Source organism: Staphylococcus arlettae, from assembly GCF_002902345.1.
Classification (GTDB): domain Bacteria; phylum Bacillota; class Bacilli; order Staphylococcales; family Staphylococcaceae; genus Staphylococcus; species Staphylococcus arlettae.
The window spans coordinates 221,784-243,024 of record NZ_PPQB01000012.1 but is presented as its reverse complement, the minus strand read 5'-3'; the positions used below and the strand labels follow the sequence as shown (position 1 = coordinate 243,024).

The 21,241-nt window shown below is 37.4% G+C and carries 15 protein-coding genes; 10 read left to right on the top strand and 5 right to left on the bottom strand.

What is annotated here, in order from left to right; translation table 11 throughout:
- Positions 1-388: 388 nt before the first annotated feature.
- Positions 389-2,599, top strand: coding sequence for a YSIRK-targeted triacylglycerol lipase (gene lip / locus CD036_RS07105; protein WP_103388295.1), 2,211 nt, complete (start codon positions 389-391; stop codon positions 2,597-2,599).
- Between the two features lie 250 nt (positions 2,600-2,849).
- Positions 2,850-4,556 (top strand): ABC-ATPase domain-containing protein, encoded by a 1,707-nt coding sequence (locus CD036_RS07100; RefSeq protein ID WP_103388294.1) that lies wholly within the window; start codon positions 2,850-2,852, stop codon positions 4,554-4,556.
- A 173-nt stretch (positions 4,557-4,729) separates the two neighbouring features.
- Here CD036_RS07100 and CD036_RS07095 read toward each other — a convergent pair whose 3' ends face one another.
- From CD036_RS07095 to CD036_RS07075, 5 genes are all read right to left on the bottom strand, one after another.
- Positions 4,730-5,224 (bottom strand): isoprenylcysteine carboxylmethyltransferase family protein, encoded by a 495-nt coding sequence (locus CD036_RS07095; protein WP_103388293.1) that lies wholly within the window; start codon positions 5,222-5,224, stop codon positions 4,730-4,732.
- A 142-nt stretch (positions 5,225-5,366) separates the two neighbouring features.
- On the bottom strand, positions 5,367-7,235 hold the full coding sequence (locus CD036_RS07090; RefSeq protein WP_103388292.1) for a DUF8508 domain-containing protein: 1,869 nt from the start codon (positions 7,233-7,235) through the stop codon (positions 5,367-5,369).
- 379 nt (positions 7,236-7,614) lie between these two features.
- The gene (locus CD036_RS07085; protein WP_103388291.1) at positions 7,615-8,613 is read right to left on the bottom strand and encodes a FecCD family ABC transporter permease; all 999 of its coding nucleotides are present in this window, start codon (positions 8,611-8,613) and stop codon (positions 7,615-7,617) included.
- A complete protein-coding gene (locus tag CD036_RS07080; protein WP_103388290.1) occupies positions 8,610-9,605 on the bottom strand; it encodes a FecCD family ABC transporter permease in 996 nt (331 codons plus the stop codon). Before CD036_RS07080 ends, CD036_RS07085 begins: the two co-directional genes overlap by 4 nt.
- An 18-nt stretch (positions 9,606-9,623) precedes the next feature.
- Complete coding sequence (locus tag CD036_RS07075; protein ID WP_103388289.1) at positions 9,624-10,616, bottom strand: ABC transporter substrate-binding protein; 993 nt, start codon at positions 10,614-10,616, stop codon at positions 9,624-9,626.
- A gap of 218 nt (positions 10,617-10,834) precedes the next feature.
- Between CD036_RS07075 and sbnA the strand changes: the two genes are divergently transcribed.
- Genes sbnA through CD036_RS07035 form a run of 8 tightly spaced genes read left to right on the top strand, consistent with a single transcriptional unit; the run spans position 10,835 to position 21,232 of the window.
- Entirely contained in the window at positions 10,835-11,815 is a 981-nt protein-coding gene (sbnA, locus tag CD036_RS07070) for a 2,3-diaminopropionate biosynthesis protein SbnA (RefSeq protein ID WP_021459514.1), read from the top strand.
- Positions 11,812-12,822 (top strand): 2,3-diaminopropionate biosynthesis protein SbnB, encoded by a 1,011-nt coding sequence (sbnB, locus tag CD036_RS07065; RefSeq protein WP_103388288.1) that lies wholly within the window; start codon positions 11,812-11,814, stop codon positions 12,820-12,822. The genes sbnA and sbnB overlap by 4 nt, the downstream gene beginning before the upstream one ends.
- Before the next feature lie 13 nt (positions 12,823-12,835).
- Positions 12,836-14,599, top strand: a complete 1,764-nt coding sequence (sbnC, locus tag CD036_RS07060; protein WP_103388287.1) for a staphyloferrin B biosynthesis protein SbnC — start codon at positions 12,836-12,838, stop codon at positions 14,597-14,599.
- Positions 14,592-15,851 (top strand): MFS transporter, encoded by a 1,260-nt coding sequence (locus tag CD036_RS07055; RefSeq protein WP_021459511.1) that lies wholly within the window; start codon positions 14,592-14,594, stop codon positions 15,849-15,851. The genes sbnC and CD036_RS07055 overlap by 8 nt, the downstream gene beginning before the upstream one ends.
- Complete coding sequence (locus CD036_RS07050) at positions 15,841-17,535, top strand: IucA/IucC family protein (protein ID WP_031266731.1); 1,695 nt, start codon at positions 15,841-15,843, stop codon at positions 17,533-17,535. The genes CD036_RS07055 and CD036_RS07050 overlap by 11 nt, the downstream gene beginning before the upstream one ends.
- Entirely contained in the window at positions 17,525-19,300 is a 1,776-nt protein-coding gene (gene sbnF / locus CD036_RS07045) for a staphyloferrin B biosynthesis protein SbnF (RefSeq protein WP_103388286.1), read from the top strand. Before CD036_RS07050 ends, sbnF begins: the two co-directional genes overlap by 11 nt.
- The gene (locus CD036_RS07040) at positions 19,275-20,048 is read left to right on the top strand and encodes an HpcH/HpaI aldolase family protein (RefSeq protein ID WP_103388285.1); all 774 of its coding nucleotides are present in this window, start codon (positions 19,275-19,277) and stop codon (positions 20,046-20,048) included. Before sbnF ends, CD036_RS07040 begins: the two co-directional genes overlap by 26 nt.
- Positions 20,045-21,232 carry a type III PLP-dependent enzyme gene (locus tag CD036_RS07035; protein ID WP_103388284.1) on the top strand — a complete coding sequence of 396 codons (1,188 nt, stop codon included), beginning with the start codon at positions 20,045-20,047 and terminating at the stop codon, positions 21,230-21,232. Before CD036_RS07040 ends, CD036_RS07035 begins: the two co-directional genes overlap by 4 nt.
- Positions 21,233-21,241: the final 9 nt, after the last annotated feature.

The window sequence follows — 21,241 nt, the reverse complement described above, 5'->3', positions numbered from 1 at the left end:
CAATAAATAGGAGCCTAATAGCAATATTAGTCCGATTGCGCCATATATCGTCGTAACAATAATGCTTTGTATGTTGGCTGCTTCAGTAAAGGAATTTGCAGTTGCCATAGCAGGTGTTAAAAATCCAAAGAATACTATAAAAAATAAAATAATATTTTCCGCATTCATTTCTGTGCTATCAATATTAATGTTTCATATGAAACATTGGAATTGGATAGAAAATATAAACTGTAATATTTTCATAAGTTGTGCAAAATTAATATTGAAAAAAATTAAATAGTCTGATATATTAAAGTTAAAATAACATCATGTAGTAGTCATAGATAAGTTGTATAGTTTGATGTATTAGTCAGTGAATTAAAGTAAATATCAAAGAGGGGTGCTTGAAATGAACACAGAGAAACAGAAGTATAGTATTCGTAAATTAAGCATAGGGGCAGCTTCAGCATTGATAGGTGTGTTGTTATTTATTAGTAACGACACAGCACATGCATCAGAGCAACAAAATAACACTACAACTGAGACTGCAATGGAGCAGCATAGTACCACAGAACAAGACTTTGAAAAACCTAAGACTTCAGTAAAACAAGATACTACAAATACAGTCGGACAAAATACTGAAGAAAGGACAGAGTTTTCAACTGAAGAAAATCAACAAAGTACAAAAGAGAACAATAAAAATGAGCAGTATGAGGGACCAAAAACTAGTGAAAACGCACAAGTTACAACTACAAAAGAAACAGTTGATAATAAACAACAGACAATAACAGACGAAAAGAGCGATAGTGAACAATTTAAGGAGCCATCAGCTGTCGACAACTCACAACAAGCTGTAACAACCACTGACACAACACAATATAATCAGGATGAACCAACTGATAGTAAAGACACAAAAAGCACTACAGAAGCGCAGCATAAAAAGGCTAAATCTACAATTGAACATCCAGAACCAAAAGAGACTACAGTGTTACAACCAACAGACAACCAGCAACATAAACGTCAACAAAATCAACAGTCTTCGAATATAGCACCTGACGATGCTAATAAAGGGGTGTCAACAGTGGAACAGCCTAGAGAGACGCAACGACAAACTATTTCAAACGACTTGCAAATGTACGAAACTAATAATCAGCAACGCAATAATGCACAAACATCAGTTAAAATCACCCCAAATAAAAAGACAACAAATACTTACGCTGACACTACGCTACAACAGCAAAAGAACATAGATCGAGACTCTCTAGCAACGACAAATACTAGACCTGTATCTTTAGAAGAAGTTGGTGAGCCACTATTAGTGCATGGTTCTTCACGTAACTCGACACCAGAAGAACAAAAAAGTTTAGCTGCTTTAGAAGGTAATACCCAAGCGACACGTACAAACAATACAACTCAAGAAGCCACGCCAATAACAGATGACCAGCCTACAAAAGTTGCGAAACAAGGACAATTTAAAAATGAAGACCCTATTATACTGGTACATGGTTTTAATGGCTTTACTGGAGACAACAAACCAACCACTGAAGGTAATTACTGGGGTGGAGATAAACTGAGTATTAGTCAAGATTTACGAGATAACGGCTATGAAACTTATGAAGCAAGTGTTGGTGCTTTAAGTAGTAATTATGATCGTGCGGTAGAATTGTATTACTATATTAAAGGTGGAACAGTAGATTATGGTGCAGCGCATGCGAATAAATATGGGCATGAGCGTTATGGTAGAACGTATGAAGGGGTCTACAAAGACTGGCAACCGGGTCAACAAGTACATTTAGTAGGGCACAGTATGGGTGGACAAACGATTCGTTTATTAGACACAATGTTACGTGAAGGTAATCAAGAAGAAATTGCGTATCATCAGCAACATGGCGGAGAAATTTCGCCATTATATCAAGGTGGTAATGATGATATGATAACTTCCGTGACAACGATAGTGACACCTCATAATGGTACACATGCTGCAGATCAACTTGGTAACGAACAATTGATTCGCCAAGTCGCCTATGATTATAGTAAATTTCAAAATAATAAATTAACACAAGTAGATTATGGTTTTTCTCAATGGGGCTTAAAACAACGTCCGAATGAAACATATATCGATTATGTCAAACGTGTAAAAGATCAAAGTAACATTTGGTTAACAGATGATAATGGCTTTTATGATTTGACACGTAAAGGTGCTGCTGAATTGAATGAACAGACATCACTTGACCCAAACGTAGTGTATAAAACATACACAGGGGAATCCACTCGCGCTAGCATTACAGGGCGACAAGTATCAGATATTAATATGAAACTTTCTTTTAGACTTACAGGTAATGTTATTGGCAAAGCAGCTGAAACTGAATGGCGAGAAAATGATGGTCTTGTTTCTGTTGTCTCAGCACAACATCCATTTAATCAAGATTTCGTGACAGCTACGGATGACGTCCAAAAAGGTGTATGGCAAGTTACACCAGTCAAACACGATTGGGATCATGAAGACTTTATCGGTTCAGATGTAACGCAATCTGTCGTAACAACAGAAGCATTACAGCAATTTTGGCATGGGATTGCTGCAGATTTAGTACGTAATGAAGATATTGCCGCACAAGCTTAATACTTAAAGAAAGGATGAAGCGAGATGACAGGCACGATTCCACAATTGATAGAGTCATTTTTACGTATTGTTACCGTTATTTTTGCATAAGATAGTATTAATTCAAATAGCAATAATAAGGTTCTAATAGTGAAGAGAGTAGTTAGATATCCTAGTACTTCTAAGTGATATGTTAACTACTCTTCTTTGTGTGACAAGTACTAAAGATACTATAATGAGTATAAGAAATGTCTTACAAGGAGGTCATACCATGAAACAAGCCCACACGCTTTTTCAGACATTACAATCATTAGACGGTCAGAAGTACGGTGCGTATAAACGTTTGGCAGATACATATGCTTACGATAATTTTCAGTTAGCAATAGATCATATTCAAGCAGACCCATATGCGCCACCGTCTAAAGTGCGTATTATTATAAATAAAGTAACTACAGGCATACCTGAACATCTTGTGGATACTAAATTAAAACGTATCGCTACGTCAGATTTTTTAACACGAAATATATATAATGAAATTCATAAATTGACTCAGCGACAAAGGAACTATCATGCGAATATTATGATAGATAATTGTGGTCCGGAAATATTGGAACGTAGTGCGGTAACTATTACAGATCACTTTATCGAGGTGTGTTTAGAAATTGGTTTGCCTGCTAAAGGACGGAAAATTTTAGGTACAGCAGCAACTCATATTTTTAAAACAATAGTGCCTGAAATTGTAGCGCGAGCGCTGTCTTATAAAAATATAGACCAAGTAGCATTCGCTGACCAAGTGACATTAATTGAAGACCAACAGTATATACGTGAATTTTTAGTACAACAAGGCTATATCGCTTTTGTGGCTAATGGTTCAATATTGCCTCGTCAAAGTGGGGTGTCACAGCAACCATTAACACACGCTGTATCATTTACTAGCCCAGCAACATATGAACAAGCTTTAACTTTACCTAGTGGCAAACAATTAACAGGTATGGCTATACCTGAGGGTATTACCCTTATTGTAGGGGGAGGTTATCATGGTAAATCGACATTACTAGAGGCATTACAACGGGGTGTGTATCCTCATATTGTAGGCGATGGCCGTGAATACGTTATAACCCGTGATGACGCGATGAAAATCCGTGCTGAGGACGGACGAAGTATTGCCCAAGTAAATATTCAGCCCTTTATCGATAATTTACCAGGAAATAAAGATACTACTCAATTTACTACGCCAAATGCGAGTGGTAGTACGTCACAAGCAGCAAATGTTATGGAAGCACTTGAGGCACGTAGTTCGGTGTTACTTATTGATGAAGATACTTCTGCCACAAACTTTATGATTCGCGATGACCGTATGCAACAGCTTATTGCACCGGAAAAAGAACCTATTACTCCTTTTGCACATAAAGTGAAGCCCCTTTATGATGACTACCAAGTGTCGACCATTTTAATCGTTGGTGGATCGGGTGATTATTTTGATGTAGCAGACCATGTCTTAATGATGGACGAATACGTGTTACAAGATGTGACTACCAAAGCGCATGACATAGCCAAGAATACAGGTGTACAAAAGCCGTATCATCATTCAGAACACTTTGGCACTATAACTCAACGTACGCCATTAACTGCGAGTTTTAACAGTAAAGGTAAGGATGGGCGTTTTAAAGTGAAAGGTCGTACAACAATTTTATACAATAAGGAACCGATCGATTTAGCAGCTGTTGAACAGTTAGTGGATACGAGCCAAACAAATTGTTTAGCATTAATGTTAGCTTATTATCAACGGCATTTGTTGAATGATACAACAACACTTTCTCAAGCTGTTAGGCAATTATATCAACACATTGATACGCATGGTTTAGCTGCTATATCACCATATCAAGGTCATCCGGGAAACTTAGCGTTACCACGACCACAAGAGTTTTATGCTGCGCTTAATCGTTACCGAGGTTTACAAATTGCCCAACACAAATAACATCAAGTAGGCTTCCGTTTGTCTGAACGAACTATGACGTCAGTCTAATTTTGGGCATAATATCAGCATTTTCCATATAGATAAGTAGTTTCTTGATAAGAAAAAAGCACCTGAACATCATTTTATGTTCTAGGTGCTTTTTCACTATTAACAACTATTAGTAGTTTGGGCATTTAAATATGCATTAGCCGTTCTTCCTGATGGATTCGCTGCCATAATAAATAAGCATATGGTAGCAGTAAAAGGGCAGCGAAACCGGCTTGTGTTAGCAGTAATAGACCCAATAGCTCAGGTACGATATTTAAAAAATAGTTTGGATGTTTGGTAATTTTAAATAATCCACTTTTGATAATTGGGTGATGTGGCAAAATGTATAATTTTAACGTCCATATTGCTCCTAGTGTCTTTATTACCATAAATAATATAATATAAGCGAAGATCATAAGTGCTAGACCGATAACACTTAGTCGATTCATTGTAGTTTGTTGCAACCATGCTTCGATAGTAGCACTAACATAAATGGCGATATGTGTAAGTGCGAGCCAAGTAGAATTACGTTTGCCGTATTCAGTAGCACCTTGAAGTTGCAACTGCTTAGCATGACGAATTGAAATGACTAAGCTGTATAAGCGTAAAATAAAAAAACCGAAAACAATAAGTATAATCATTGAGGTCCTCCAATTAGTTCATTAATCTTAACTAAGTTATAATTTTTTCAACATTGGAGCAATAGCATGAGTATACCAAGTAAAAAATGTACCTTAATAACAAAAAAAGGCGACAATAGTCGCCTATAGTGTTTAAAATATATTATTTTGTCTCTTTGCTTTTGGATTTAATATCGATTTGAGCTAGTAACGGATCGTGGTCACTTGCTCGTCCTGACATATCAGTGAAATCACTGTTTACATGGATAGGATCGAGTTGTGTGTAGTCGGTCAAATTATCGGAAACAAAGATATGATCCAATGCTTGTGAATTACCGTGATAATTATATGTGTAACGCTCACTTGCAGGTACACTATGCATCATATTTGTCATATTAAAGTTTTCAAAAGTTTTCAAAGCTTTGGTCCATTGGAAATCGTTGTAGTCACCAACAGAGACGATATTGGCATCAGGGTTATCTTTGTGTACTTGCTCTACAAAACGACCTACAGCTTTTGCGATTTCTACACGTTGATTTTCGCTATTTAATACAGGTGGTTGTTGCTTACCAAATATAGGTGTATCGCCACCTTTAGAATTCCAATGATTTGCGAGCATAATTACTTGTTCGCCGCGGAATTTAAATTGTGCCGCTAATGGTTTACGTGAATCGTCAAATGCTGGGTTGTTAGGGTCAATGCGACCTGGGTTTAAAGTTAAGTTACCATTTTTGTAGGATACTGCGCTATCAGCATCACCTTTTTGGATAGATTTGTCGAATTGAACACGTTTTGGATTGTATAAGAAACCGACACGAATATTAGCGTTGGGTTGACCACCATCTTCATTCATATCTGGATCGATATTGACGTATTTATATTTAGGTCCACCGGATGCTTGAATTTGTTGAATCAAGCGTTCATAAGATTCATTGGCTTTAGGCCCACCTTTATCAGGACCGTCATTGTCTTGAACTTCGGTCACACCAACAATGTCTGGGTTGTTCATGCTGGTACTAATACCTTGTGCAATTTTTGTAGCTTTAGTGTCAGTAGTAGATTGTTTATTGTTAGAGAAATTTTCTAAATTATAAGATGCTACATTTAATTTGCCTTTGTCTTGTGTTAAATCTGTTGATTGTGGTTTCGTTTTAACTGGCACATGTGCTTTTTGCATATCTTCTAAATCTACATTGATTTTATAGTTTTGAAAACCGTAATTGACGTAACCAATAATTGGGCCTTTGAATTTATCACCAGTTTTGACATCAAAGTCACGCGCTTGATTATTATCATACATCTTAAAAGCAATGCGCTCGCCATGTTGATTGTTTTCAGTTAAACGGACACCACCGTTGATTGTCTCTGGTTGTTGATCATCTAAAACTGTAAAAATATCCCCGTGTTCTTGTGGACTCACACTGCGTACTGTATTTGTCATCACGCGCATACCTTCTAAAGATTCCCAATAATCAATAGTGTATTGGTCACGATCAAAGGTATGAAATTGGTCATTAGCTGAAATTTTAGAGGGTGGATTTTGAATGTTATAAGCCTTTGGCAGTGGTTGATTATGTTTAGTAATTGCTACATTTCCACCTTTGTCATCACGTGCATTGATTTGTGTGACGGGTAAATCAGTTTTTTGTTTATCGTCGTAACCATCTATATGGTATTCATTGACAATACCGGTTACATTAACCAAATCTCCGGTTTTTACATCGTAATCTTGATTGCCCATATAGACTATAATGCCCTCAGAGGTATTAGGATTATCATCTTTTGCCTTATCAGGTGTTTGGATATGTATATAGTTACTACCTTTTAATTTATATTGATATGTCACTATGCCTTGTACGTCGGTTACTTTTTTGCCATCATAAGGTGAATTATGCTTGTCACCTTGAATATCATGAATTGACAGATCATGTGTTACTTCTTGTTTTTTAGTTGGTTGTGTCGTGGCTTCAGCTTGTGTAGTGATAACAGCGCCTAGCACGATAGTTGCTAAGAAAGACCAAGCTACTTTCATTCTCTTTATTCCTCCTTTGTTCATAATTGTATTTTTAGTATAGCAAAGGAATATAAGGAGAATAATTAAATTTAAGTAAAGATATGTAAATGTCATAAGTTAAAGCAACTATTGTAAAATTTTAAATAACGGAACATAAATATTAGTGTTAGTGTGTGACAATGATATGCAATAACTGTGAAAATACAGGGGTAAATAAAAGGGAGTGGGACAGAAATCTGATTTTGAAAAAATGATTTCGTCGTCCCACCCCGGCAAGGATGACTAGCATTGAAAAAAGCTTGATTTGAAGCGCATTTTCAATACAGTCATCTACTGCCAATATGAATAGAGACTGGGACGAATGAATATTGTCCCAGCCTCGAAATTAAGATATAGTTTATATTTTTTTAACTGTTAATAATAAATAGATGAAGAATGGTGCGCCGAATGCGGCAATAAAGACACCCGCAGGTACTTCCTTCGGTAAGAAGATAGTACGCCCAACTAAATCGGCAAGCAAAATTGAAGCAGCACCACAAATAGCTGACATAACTAAGCGTTTTAAATAACTGGCTTTAATAAGTGTTTTAGCAATGTGCGGTGAAATTAAACCGACAAAGCCAATATTACCGACAAAACTAATCGCTGACGCTGCCAAAACGGTTGTAATTAACATTTGAATTAATTTTGTTTGATTCACATTTAAACCTAAGCCAGTTGCAACGTCATCATGCATAATAGACACCTTCATACGAGGAATTACGATAGCTAACAATGGCACTACGCAAAGTATGATAATCGCTAAAATTAAGCTACTATCAAAGGTTGCACCGGATAAACTACCGACAATCCAAGTATAGGCTTTAGAGGCAGATAATTGTTTGGTCATGATGAGGAGACCATTCACTAAAGCTGTAAACATAGTCTGTAAAGCAATACCAATAATGACGATAGTCGTTGGTTGCAAATTTCCTTTATGTTGGAAGCTGATGAGCAGCAACATCGCTAAGGCACCACCAGTTAAGGAAAAGAGTGGTAACCAATGGATACTTAAACTACTGATAAAAGCAATAAAAGTTACTGCGCCAAAGGTCGCACCACCAGTAACACCAATAATATCTGGAGAGGCAATAGGATTTTTTAAGATATTTTGCAAGATTAAGCCACTGGCACCTAATGCAGCACCGGCAACGATGGCAAGTGTGATACGTGGTAATCGCAACACTTCAAGTGTAAATTGATCTGGGCTGTTGGCAGGGTCAAAGATATAAGCGATTATCTTCAAGGGTGAAATAAACGTTGAGCCCAGCATTAAACTAATGATTGCCAAGACACTTAATAGTAGCATCGCGACAACTAAACGCCTTGAATCTTGTTTGGTAAGTGACTCATTCATATACTTTGAATTCCTTTCCTCATAATATAAATCAATGTTATGGCACCGATAATTGCGGTAATCACACCAATGGGTAGTTCAAGTGGTTGAATGATGATACGTGCAATGATGTCGGATAATAACATGAGTATCGCGCCACTTATAGCATTAAATGGTATTAAATATTTATAGTTAGGTGGTAATAGTTTTTTACTGATATTTGGAATAATTAAGCCTACAAACATAATAGAACCTGCAATGGCTACTGAGACGCCAGCTAACACACTGATTAATATGATTATGATAAATTTCGTTATTTTAATATTTTGACCTAAGGCAGTCGCAATATCATCACTCGTCATTAAAATGTTAATACGAGAAGATAAAGCCAAGGCAACTACTAAAGCGATGACAATCAGAGGAATTACCCATGGAACCTCCCAAATATTGCGAAATGAAACAGAACCACTTAGCCAAAATAAAAAACTTTGTAAATTATTTTCATTCATAATCATTATACCTTGTGTAAAAGCACTGAAGAGGGCAGAGATTGCTGCGCCTGCTAATATCACTCGTTTTGGCGAGAATTGTGCTTGTTTGAACATTCCCAACATAATAACAACCACAGTGACTAAAATAGCGCCTATAAATGCTAGTATAATGAGTGCTTCAAATGATTGAATACTGAATAATGTTAAGCCTGCGATGACGAAAAAGACAGCACCAGCATTAACACCAAAAAGGCCTGGAGAAGCGATGGGATTACGTGTTAAAACTTGCATGAGTAATCCGGAAACTGCTAATGCTGCACCAGTTAATAATGCGATAATAGTTCTGGATGCACGTGATTCGATAATGAGAATATGTATATCGTTTGAGCTATCAAAGTGGAAGAACGCCTGTACCAACTGAGATAGTGGTACAAGCGTATTCCCAACTATTAAACTTAAGATAGTTACAACGATTAGACATAAACCAGAGAGTATTAACTTAGACTGAGGTTTAAGTAACATGATGTAACTCCTTATGCATTAAGATTGTTTTTCGATATCTAATTTTTGATATAAATCATCAATTAATTTGAGTGATGACTGGTAACCGCCAGCCATATTCCATGTGATTTCATCAACGTTATCGGAAACATCGTTAGATTTTACAGCTGACAAGTTTTTCCACTGACTACTAGAAGTCCATTCTTGCTTAGTTTTGTCAGTCAATTTAGCATCTTTTGCTGTTGTATCGGATTTAAACATAAAGATATGATCAGCATCCATTAACGGAATACTTTCTTTAGAAGTTAACTGGATAATGTCTTTTCCTTTGTCTACTTGTTTCTGTTGTTCTTCTGGGCGTTTGAAACCTAAATCATGCAAAATGTCCCCAGCGTAGCCACTCGCATAAATACGTGCATGATCCGGTCTGAAATTGACAACAGAAGCGGATAACGGCCACTCTTTTCCATATGTTGCTTGTGCATCTTTTTTAAATTGAGCTACTTTATCATCGTATTTTTTCAACAATTCATCCGCTTTATCTTCTTTCCCTAATGCTTTCCCCATCATTTTAGTCGTATCTTTAAATTTATATACAGTGTCATGCGTAATTGTTGGCGCAATTTTTGATAATTGTTCGTATTGTTTTTCATTACGTACTTTTGACGCCACGATTAAATCAGGTTTTAGTTTAGAAATTTCTTCTAAGTTAGGCGCAGGTTCCTGACCAACTATTTTGGTATCTTTTAAGTCATCTTTTAAATAGTCATATTTTGGTTGTTGTGTCCAAGACTCGACGGCACCTACAGGTTTAACGCCTAAAGCAACAGAGACATCAGTTGCGCCTTGATACAATGTTACAACACGCTTCGGTTTTCCTTTAATTTCAGTTGTCCCCATAGCATGTTTTACTTTAACGGACTTACTATCTTCTTTATTGTTTGCAGATTTCTCTGAACTGTTATTCCCACAAGCTGCTAATAGCACAACTAATGCTAAAGCAACTACTAATAATTTTGTTAAATGTTTCATCGTTTTGAATGAGACCTCCCATTTGCTATTGATAATCATTCTCACATATAAATATCTTATAACTTTATGAATAAGTCAATAAAAATTTTAGATTTTTTAAATGATTAAATTGTGAGTTGACATATGTTGTCGGAAAAAATATAATACAGACATTGATAATGATAATCGTTATCAATTGATTGTGTTACTCATTTTAAATTATTGTAGGAGGAATTCAATTGGACGAAGCACGTAAGAACAGCAATGATTCTTTACTTTCATGTATAGGTAATACACCAATGATTCAACTTAAACACTTATTTCCTAATCATAAAGTTTACGCGAAATTAGAATATATGAATCCTGGTGGCAGTATGAAAGACAGGCCTGCAAAATACATTATAGAAGACGGCTTGAGACGTGGAGTAATTACGTCGGATACGCATTTAATTGAGAGTACCTCTGGAAATTTAGGTATTGCTTTAGCAATGATAGCCAAAATTAAAGGATTAACACTAACATGTGTCGTTGACCCTAAAATTTCTGAAACGAATTTAAAAATCATTAAAAGTTATGGTGCAAATATCGACATGGTTTCTGAACCTGATGAAAATGGCGGTTATTTAATGACACGCATTAATAGAGTACAGACGTTACTCAATGAAACAACAAATGCTTATTGGATTAACCAATATGCCAATGAATTAAATTGGCAGGCACATTATCATGGTGCGGGCACTGAAATTGTCGACCAAATCGCAGAACCGATTGATTATTTTATTGCACCAGTAAGTACAACAGGAAGCATTATGGGGATGAGTCGCAAAATTAAAGAACATCACCCTCAAGCACAAATTATCGCTGTTGATGCGAAAGGTTCAGTCATTTTTGGTGACACACCTACAAATAGAGAATTACCAGGAATTGGTGCGAGTAGAGTACCAGAAATATTAAACAAACAAGAAATCGACCAAGTTGTCCATGTCGATGATTATCAATCTACACTTGGTTGTAAGCGCTTAGTTGATAAAGAAGGCATTTTTGCTGGTGGTTCAACAGGTTCAATTATTGCGGCCATAGCCGAAATTATCGACAATATGGACCACAATAAAACAATCGTTACAATTTTACCGGATCGTGGCGACCGTTATTTAGATTTAGTATATTCGGACGACTGGTTTAATCATATAAAAGAGAGCAGAGGAGCATTATCACGATGAATAAAGCATTATTGTATTTAAACAGAACAGATGTAGCACAAGCAGGTGGCGATCATTCAGATGTCTATGTTGCAGCACTATCTGAAGCCTTAACAGCACATGCAAAACAAGATTTTGTCCAACCACTAAAGCCGTATTTACGTGCACAAGGCAAGGAGGGGCATATTGCAGATCGTATTATTGCTATGCCAAGTCATATTGGTGGGCAAGATCCAGTTTCAGGTATTAAGTGGATTGGAAGTAAACATGATAATCCAACGAAAAGACAATTGGAACGTGCGAGTGGCGTTATTATTTTAAATGATCCAGAAACGAATTATCCTATTGCCGTAATGGAAGCAAGTTTAATTAGTAGTATGAGAACTGCGGCAGTGTCTGTCATTGCAGCACAACACTTGGCAAAAGAAGGATTTACAGATTTAACAATTATTGGTTGTGGTTTAATTGGTGATCGCCAACTACAAAGTATGTTGGAACAATTTGACCATATACAGCAAGTTTATGTATATGATCAATTTCTGGAAGCGAGCGATAAGTTTGTGAGTAAATGGGCAGCTGCATATCCTGATGTGAATTTTGTCCAGGCCAGTACAGCGCGTGAAGCAGTAGAACATGCGGAAGTATTAATTACTTGTACTGTGACAGACCAGCCTTATATTGAATATGAATGGCTTCAAAAAGGCGTGTTTATCAGTAATATTTCGATTATGGATATTCAAAAAGAAGTCTTTGTTCAAGCTGATAAAGTCATTGTCGATGATTGGTCGCAAGCAAATAGAGAGAAAAAGACTTTGAATCAACTCGTACTAGAAGGTCGTTTTAGTGAAGATGCATTGCATGCTGAGTTAGGACAATTGTTGACTGGAGACAAACCTGGACGTGAACATGATGATGAAATTATCTTACTTAATCCTATGGGGATGGCAATTGAAGATATTAGCAGTGCCTACCATATCTACAAACGCGCGCAACAACAACAGATTGGTACAACATTAAACCTGTATTAAGGAGTGTCATGCAATGATGCAAGTTACAGCGCAACTACAGCAACAGAAAGCACAACTACACATACTGCGAGATTTGGTAGATAGTATGTTGTGTGAAGATATTTTTGAATTATGGTCCAAAAGTCGACTAGAACAGACACCAACTGCAACTATTTTACATTATCAGCAGGCAGCTCAAACGTTATCGATACCTGTATATTTAAGTGGCTTGAATACATATCGCTTGGCAAGTGACACTGTGGTATTGCATTCAAAGACAGCGCAGCATATAGCTGATGCTGTGACTTTATGGCAGGCACTAGTATCAATGAATGCAGCACGCTGCGACAACTTGAATGTGCAACGTTTTGCAGAAGGATTGATGACTGCCGAACAACAATTAGCAGACCAATTGACGCACTTAACATTAGCTGATAATACGTTCATCCAAGCAGAACAGTTAGCCAGTTTAAAGGATCGACCATTTCATCCTTTAGCAAAGGAAAAACGTGGATTGTCAGAAACAGACTATAAGCGTTATCAAGCCGAATATTGTCAATCGTTTGCACTACAAACTGTAGCTATTCATCGCGATTACCTTATTGCAGGTGATGTCGCGGAAGAAGCGGCATTGATGGAGACATTAGGATTAACCGATATTCAAGTGAAACAACTGTTAAGAGAACATGAGGTGACGGCAGCTGACTATATGGTGTTTCCAGTACATCCATGGCAATGGGAACATATTATTCGACCTATGTTCCAAGGGGAATTAGCTACAGGTGTTATCGTGCCACTCAATTATAAGTTTGGAAATTACGTCTCATCATCGTCGATACGTTCACTCATTGATGTGCAAGACCCGTTCCATCATCTTAAAGTACCTTTTGCTATGCAGTCATTAGGTGCCCTCAGACTGACGCCTACGCGATATCTATTAAATGGCGAAAAAGCAGAAGGGCTTTTAAGACAAGTGATAGCACAAGATAAGAACTTAGCCGATACGGTAACTTTATGCAATGAACGGCAATGGTGGTCATTTATGCAGGCAGATGGCGATATTTTTGCAGATAAAATAGGGCATTTAACCGCACAGCTTAGAAGTTATCCTGAGAGTGTAATGGCAGATCATACACAGTTAGTGTCTATGGCAGCACTTGCCGTACATGACACAAAATTATATGCATTAATCATAGATAAACCAGTCAAAGAGATTACACAAGATGATGTCCTAGCATTATTTGATGATATTGTGGCACATTTTATCCAAACGGTTATGACATTTATGCAGTATGGTGTGTTGCCAGAGGTACATGGACAAAATGTCTTACTATCATTTCAGGAGGGGCACGTTCAACAGTGTGTGTTACGTGATCATGATACTGTGCGTATTTATCCACCATTGATGCAAGCCAATGACATCAATATACCAGAGTACACAATTAGTCAAAACTCACCGAATACGTTGATTAATGATGATTTAGCAACATTTTTTACGTACTTCCAAACGTTGGGTGTTTCAGTAAATTTATATGCAATTGTCGATGCCCTGCATCATACTTTTAACATTAAAGAAGCTCAATTGATGACACGCATTAAACACGCTATGAAACAGCAAGTCGAAACGCTTAATTTTGCCCCTGATACCAAACAACAAATAACTACATTATTGTTTACAGCAGACACTTGGCCTTTTAAACGGATACTTTTACCGTTATTACAACAGCAAGGCTCTGGTGGTGGAAGCATGCCTTCTAGTATTGGGACTATAGCGAACCCTATGAAACGTTATGACTAATGTAGCAGTTTGGTATCGTAATTTTCGACTTTTATGGCTGAGTCAATTTATTTCTATTGCCGGTTTAACGATTTTAGTGCCATTGTTACCCATTTACATTGCATCACTGCAAGCATTATCTGTGACTGAAATTCAATTATGGAGTGGTCTAGCAATTGCTGCACCAGCAATTACTACTATGGTGTCATCACCGTTATGGGGCAAATTAGGTGATAAAATTAGCCGCAAATGGATGGTGTTACGCGCGTTGCTAGGGTTAGCGGTTTGTTTATTCCTCATGTCACTTTGTACAACGCCATTACAATTTGTTGTTGTACGTTTGTTGCAAGGGTTATTTGGTGGTGTCGTAGACGCATCAAATGCTTTTGCGACGAGTGAAGCACCTGATGATATGCGCGGTAAAGTGCTGGGAAAATTGCAAAGTGCAATTAGTGCGGGTTCCTTAGTAGGCCCATTAATTGGTGGCATTGTGGCAGCAATGATTGGTTTTCAATCACTGTTGTTAATTATCGCGATTATTACGTTTGTTGTCTGTGTCATAGGTGTGAAATTTTTAGTAGAAACATCACATCGTCAACATACTAATGAGCAAGCAACTGTGACATGTGGTGTTTTCCAATCTTTTCACTGTTTACTTGGTACGCAGACGACATGTCGTTTTATTATAGTGGGTATTTTAGCTAACTTAGCTATGTATGGCATGATGACAGCGTTAGCGCCTTTAACGGCAGGTGTAAATACAACTCTATTAGATGACAAATCAGCTGTCGGTATAGTGCAGTCAGTATTTTGGACAGCATCAATTCTCAGTGCGCCGTTATGGGGACGCTTAAATGATAAAAATTATGTCAAACAAGTTTATTTACTAACGGCATTAGTTTGCGGTTTCAGTGTAGTGCTACAAGGTTTGGCTACTAATATATGGATGCTTATGATTTTTAGAATTGTTCAAGGATTGACGTACAGTGCCTTAATTCAAAGCGTGATGTATGTAGTAGTTAAAGCATGCCACCGTGATTTAAAAGGTACGTTCGTTGGTTCAACCAATAGCATGTTGGTGGTAGGACAAGTGATTGGTAGTATGTTTGGTGCTGTGGTGACAAGTAGTTATAACCCGAGCATAACTTTTATAGTAATGGGAGTTATTTTTATCGGCAGTAGTCTAATCTTACTCTTTTCACGAGTCAATGAAATGTCAGAATATCAAATATCAATGAAGTTATGGGAGTTGAATGACAGACGTGCAAAATAAAAATATAGCAGCGCATGCTGCGGTAGAACGAATGTTAAATGTCTATTTTAGAGAACATCAGTTATATCATAGACAGCCAGAAGACAATATGTGGCACATTACCATTGATGACTCCCAACAATTAACTGGCCAATTTCACTATTGGTCAGCCATGGGGCATCATGCGTATGAACCAGAGATACAACTACAACAAACAGCTGTGACGACGTCATTAGCACCATTAGAAGTTATTACTAAACTATGTGACAAATTAGGACAAGGTGATGCGGTGTTAAGTGAGCGCATGTCTGAAATTAGTAACGATATTAAAAACAGTATAGAACGCACAGCGCATTATTTAGCATATCGAGAGCAACAACAGTCGCTCAACCCGTATATACTATCTGAACAATCATTATATTTAGGGCACCCATTTCATCCAACGCCAAAGAGTTCAGTAGGATTTAGTGAAGCGGATTTACAACGTTATGCGCCTGAATGTCAAGCTAAGTTCCAGCTTTATTATGTTGAAGTCGCAAATGAACTCATCGTCGAGCGTTATGTGACAGGCACAGCAGTTAGTGTCAATGACACACTCTTAGCGTTGGCTAAATTATCAACGTCTGAACTGACTGAAGGCTATACGTTATTACCGCTACACCCATTTCAACTTACTGTCCTACAAGATAATGCAGATTTTCAACAATGGGTTACACAAGGGTTAATTAAACTTATAGGAGAGCGCGGTCATGTATTATATCCGACGTCATCTGTGAGGACCGTTTTTGCTAAAGAGTTAAATATTTATTTAAAATTACCTATCCAAGTGAAAATTACTAACTTTGTTAGAACGAATGATTATGAACAAGTGGAACGTACAATTGATGCAGCACAAGTGATTGCTGCTATCAAAACAGAGTATGAAACAGCGCAATTTAAATTAATGTTCGAACAAGGCTATCGTGCCCTCAGACCACATAAGACAAAAGAGAATTTTGATCTGTTAGCTAACAGTGCCATGATCGTGCGTGAAGGTATTGAAAACTATCATCCACAAAAAGAAATTCATGTATTAGCGAGTCTATTCGAGACGATGCCACATAGTTGTAATTCGCTGTTAAGTAAACAACTATCAATGAGTAAGTTAACTGTAAAAACGTGGTTGAAAGACTATTTGAACTTAACACTAAAACCGATGTTACAACTGTTTGTAAATACAGGTGTTAGTTTAGAAGGTCATGTACAAAATTCCTTGATTGAACTAAAAGACGGTCGTCCTATTGCCTATTATGTGCGTGACTTAGAAGGTGTATGTCTATCACGTAAGAAAGCAGAAGCAGCACAGCTCGCCCCACAAGTAGTCGCAAACAACAGTCCAGTAGTCTACAGTGATGAGGCTGCTTGGCAACGTTTCAAATATTATATTATTGTCAATCATCTCGGTCATCTTGTAGCGACTGTTGGAAAACATAAGGGTGAAGAATTGACTTTATGGTCACACGTGCACGACATATTGCAATCATGGTTACAAGAAGAGACAAGTTCAGCAGCATGGTCGACTTATGTAACAGATCTATGTAATAGTCCAGTATTCGCGGCAAAAGCTAACTTGATTAGTAAAATTCATGATTGTGGCGAAAACCCTATTTATACAGATATACCAAACCCAATCGCAATGACTAAGGAGGTACAATATGATACCTAACACTGAACAGCTAGTGAAACAACGTATTATGAATCAATTAGTAACATCATTAATATATGAAAATACCGTGCATTATGAAGTGAGTCAGGATGACCAAAAAGCAACGATAATTATTGACGCTGGAGATATTACGTACCATGCTACTGTGAAGGAAGCATTTAGTTTTCAACGTTTAACCTTACAATCATCAGTGTTACGTTGTAATGCTAAAGGTAAATATGAAGCAACTGTGAATTACGCACAATTATTACGCGAAGTGGAATACACCTTCCCCAAAAATACAACTAAAATTGAAGCGTTTATTCAAGAGTTGTTACAGACAGAATTGAAGGACCGTCAAGCGCTTCAATATAAGGAGGCATCTGAGGGAGATGTAACTTTAACGTTTGATGCTCTAGAATCATATGCGAGTGAAGGACATCCATATCATCCAAGTTATAAGTCGCGTTTAGGCTTTACTTTAGAAGACAACTTACGCTATGGTCCAGACTTTAAGCCTGAATTCACAATCAAATGGCTAGCTATTCCACAGCAACATATTGAACGTACGTTAGCCACAGGAATAGAACCTGAACAACTATTAGCACAACAATTGGATGCTACGACTTATAGACAATTTCAACAAACAATAAGTGCACAGGGTGATGAAACAATCGACTATGTATGGCTACCGGTACATCCGTGGCAATTTGACCACATTGTTGCTACGGACTTAGCAGAGGAGTGGCTAAATGGGGATATTATTTATTTAGGAGAATCACTCGAAACGTATAGACCACAACAATCGATACGTACCTTAGCACCTGTAGATACAACAAAATACTATCTCAAAGTACCATTAAGCATTACCAATACATCCACGAAGCGGATTTTAGCCCCACATACGATTGAGAATGCAGCTCAAATAACAGATTGGTTAAAACGAATTCAAGCAGCAGATAGCTATTTGCAAGATGAGTTACAAACTATCTTTTTAGGTGAAATTATGGGTATGTCTTATCAATCACCTACAGCTAATACTGCTAAACAACAAGCAACGTACGGTGCGTTAGCTGTGATTTGGCGTGAGAATTTACACCACTATTTAAGTGCACAAGAAGACGCGATTCCTTTTAATGCACTTTATAGTAAGGAGAAAAACGGGCGACCACTCATTGATGAATGGATGCAACGCTATGGTGTAGCAACATGGACACAACAATTTATCAAAGTAGCAGTACAACCTATTATTCATATGTTGTACTATCACGGCATTGCGTTAGAATCGCATGCGCAAAATATGATGTTGATTCATGAAGATGGTTGGCCGACACGTGTTGCTATTAAGGATTTTCATGATGGTATACGTTTTAAGCGAGATTTACTTAGTGATATGGCAAGTAATCCACAATTACAAGATACGCCAGAAGAACATAAAAAAATCAATAGTAATTCTTTTATTGAAACCGATAATATAGCTTTGGTGCGAGACTTTGTGTTGGATGCATTTTTCTTTATTAACATTTCGGAAATCATTATGTTTATTGAGAAATACTACGCTTTAGATGAACACAGTCAATGGGCATATGTTTATGCAGTGTTGGAAACATATCAGCGTCAGCATCCCAATTTGCCAAACTATGCGCATTTTGATTTATGTGAAACAACCATTCAAGTAGAAAAACTAACGACACGTCGTTTGTTAGAAGATACGGAACTTAGAATTCACCATGTCTCAAACCCGTTAGGAGTGATTGCATATGATGACATTATCACTCAAAAATAAATTAGCACAAGGCGCTCAATTATACGGCATGTTTAACTCTATACCCAATCCACTGGTAACTGAGATTATTGCCGCGAGTGGCTATGACTTTGTCATCATTGATAGTGAACACACTGCCATTAATGATGAAACATTAGAACACATGATTCGTGCAGCTGAAGCGGCACAGATAACCCCAATTGTAAGAGTGTCGCAAGCTATCGAACGCGATATTATCAAAGTATTAGATATGGGGGCACGTGGTATTGTTGTGCCACACGTGACTGATAAAGCAAAGGTAGAACAAGTCGTACAATTAAGTCGCTATTACCCACAGGGATTGCGCAGTTTGAATGGTGGACGCATGGCGAAATTTGGCGAGATTCCATTAACTGAGTATATGAATGATGCAAATAATGACATTTTAGTGATTGCGATGATTGAAGATAAAGAAGGTATTGCAGCATTAGAAGATATCGTTCAAGTTGAAGGATTAGATATGATTATCGAAGGTGCTGCAGATCTTTCACAATCTTTCGGTATTCCGTGGGAAACGACGAGTGATACCGTACAATCTGCACTACGTTATATGCATGATGTGACACAAGCAGCTGATAAATATTTCTGTGCCTTACCTAGAGATACAGCACAACAAAAGATGTGGTTACAACGAGGTGTAAACGCCTTTGTCTTGGGTGATGAGCGTGGTAAACTGTATCGTCATTTAAAGTCAGAATTATCTGTACATAAAGGAGCGCATACAACATGACACGATTACATGACACAATAGCACATTTGAAAACAAACGGCACAACAATGTGCCATTTCATCTATGATTTACCAGCGTTACACAAACATGTACAAGCAATAACAGCATCATTACCAGCAAATTGTGATATGTATTATGCGATGAAAGCGAATAGCGAAACATCTATTTTAGCAGCACTAAGTGAAGATGTTACTGGCTTTGAAGTAGCGTCACAAGGTGAGATTGCTAAAGGTTTGGCCCATAAGTCAGCACAACACATTATCTTTGGTGGCCCAGGAAAAACAGATGAAGAGTTAGCTTACGCTGTAGATCAAGGTATTCAACGCATTCACGTAGAAAGTATTTATGAACTACAGCGTTTGAATGCATTGTTAGCTACGAGACAACAACAGATGAATGTATTATTGCGTGTAAATTTAGCAGGACCTTTCCCTAATGCAACTTTACACATGGCAGGTAGACCAACGCAGTTTGGTATTTCGGAAGAACAGATTGATTCAGCTATTGCGTTAGCTTTAGAGCTACCGTATATTCAGCTCGAAGGATTTCATTTTCACTCTATATCTAATAATTTAGATGCGCAGTTACACGTCGAAATGATGCGTTTATATTTTCAAAAAGCTAAAACATGGGCACATCAACATGGATTTACATTACACCATCTCAATCTAGGTGGTGGGATTGGTGTGAACTATGCAGATTTAACGCAGCAATTTGACTGGCAAACATTTGTCGATGGTTTTCACCAAGTCATTGATGACGAAGCTATGCATGAGGTGTCATTAAACTTTGAATGTGGTCGTTATCTAGTGGCGCATATTGGTTACTATGTGACGGAAGTGTTGGATATCAAACGCGTGCACCAAGCATATTATGCGATTCTTAAAGGAGGGACACAACAATTTAGACTGCCAGTATCATGGCAACACAATCATCCTTTTGAAATATATCCTGTAAGCCATAATCCTTATGCTTTTGAGCGTATTAGCGTGGCTCAAAAACCAGTCACTTTTGTCGGACAGTTGTGTACACCAAAAGATGTCTTGGCTAAAGACATAACAGTACCTTCTTTAACTACAGGTGATGTCATTATTTTTAATTATGCTGGTGCTTATGGTTGGTCGATTTCACATCATGACTTTTTAAGCCATCCTCATCCAACATTTTTTTATTTAACTGAATAACAAGGAGGA

What these genes read in the sequence shown, in the direction of transcription:
- lip (WP_103388295.1), top strand. Translation starts at nt 389, where the DNA reads ATGAACACAGAGAAACAGAAGTATAGTATTCGTAAATTAAGCATAGGG.
- CD036_RS07100 (WP_103388294.1), top strand. Translation starts at nt 2,850, where the DNA reads ATGAAACAAGCCCACACGCTTTTTCAGACATTACAATCATTAGACGGT.
- CD036_RS07095 (WP_103388293.1), bottom strand. Translation starts at nt 5,224, where the DNA reads ATGATTATACTTATTGTTTTCGGTTTTTTTATTTTACGCTTATACAGC.
- CD036_RS07090 (WP_103388292.1), bottom strand. Translation starts at nt 7,235, where the DNA reads ATGAAAGTAGCTTGGTCTTTCTTAGCAACTATCGTGCTAGGCGCTGTT.
- CD036_RS07085 (WP_103388291.1), bottom strand. Translation starts at nt 8,613, where the DNA reads ATGAATGAGTCACTTACCAAACAAGATTCAAGGCGTTTAGTTGTCGCG.
- CD036_RS07080 (WP_103388290.1), bottom strand. Translation starts at nt 9,605, where the DNA reads ATGTTACTTAAACCTCAGTCTAAGTTAATACTCTCTGGTTTATGTCTA.
- CD036_RS07075 (WP_103388289.1), bottom strand. Translation starts at nt 10,616, where the DNA reads ATGAAACATTTAACAAAATTATTAGTAGTTGCTTTAGCATTAGTTGTG.
- sbnB (WP_103388288.1), top strand. Translation starts at nt 11,812, where the DNA reads ATGAATAAAGCATTATTGTATTTAAACAGAACAGATGTAGCACAAGCA.
- sbnC (WP_103388287.1), top strand. Translation starts at nt 12,836, where the DNA reads ATGATGCAAGTTACAGCGCAACTACAGCAACAGAAAGCACAACTACAC.
- CD036_RS07055 (WP_021459511.1), top strand. Translation starts at nt 14,592, where the DNA reads ATGACTAATGTAGCAGTTTGGTATCGTAATTTTCGACTTTTATGGCTG.
- sbnF (WP_103388286.1), top strand. Translation starts at nt 17,525, where the DNA reads ATGATACCTAACACTGAACAGCTAGTGAAACAACGTATTATGAATCAA.
- CD036_RS07040 (WP_103388285.1), top strand. Translation starts at nt 19,275, where the DNA reads ATGATGACATTATCACTCAAAAATAAATTAGCACAAGGCGCTCAATTA.
- CD036_RS07035 (WP_103388284.1), top strand. Translation starts at nt 20,045, where the DNA reads ATGACACGATTACATGACACAATAGCACATTTGAAAACAAACGGCACA.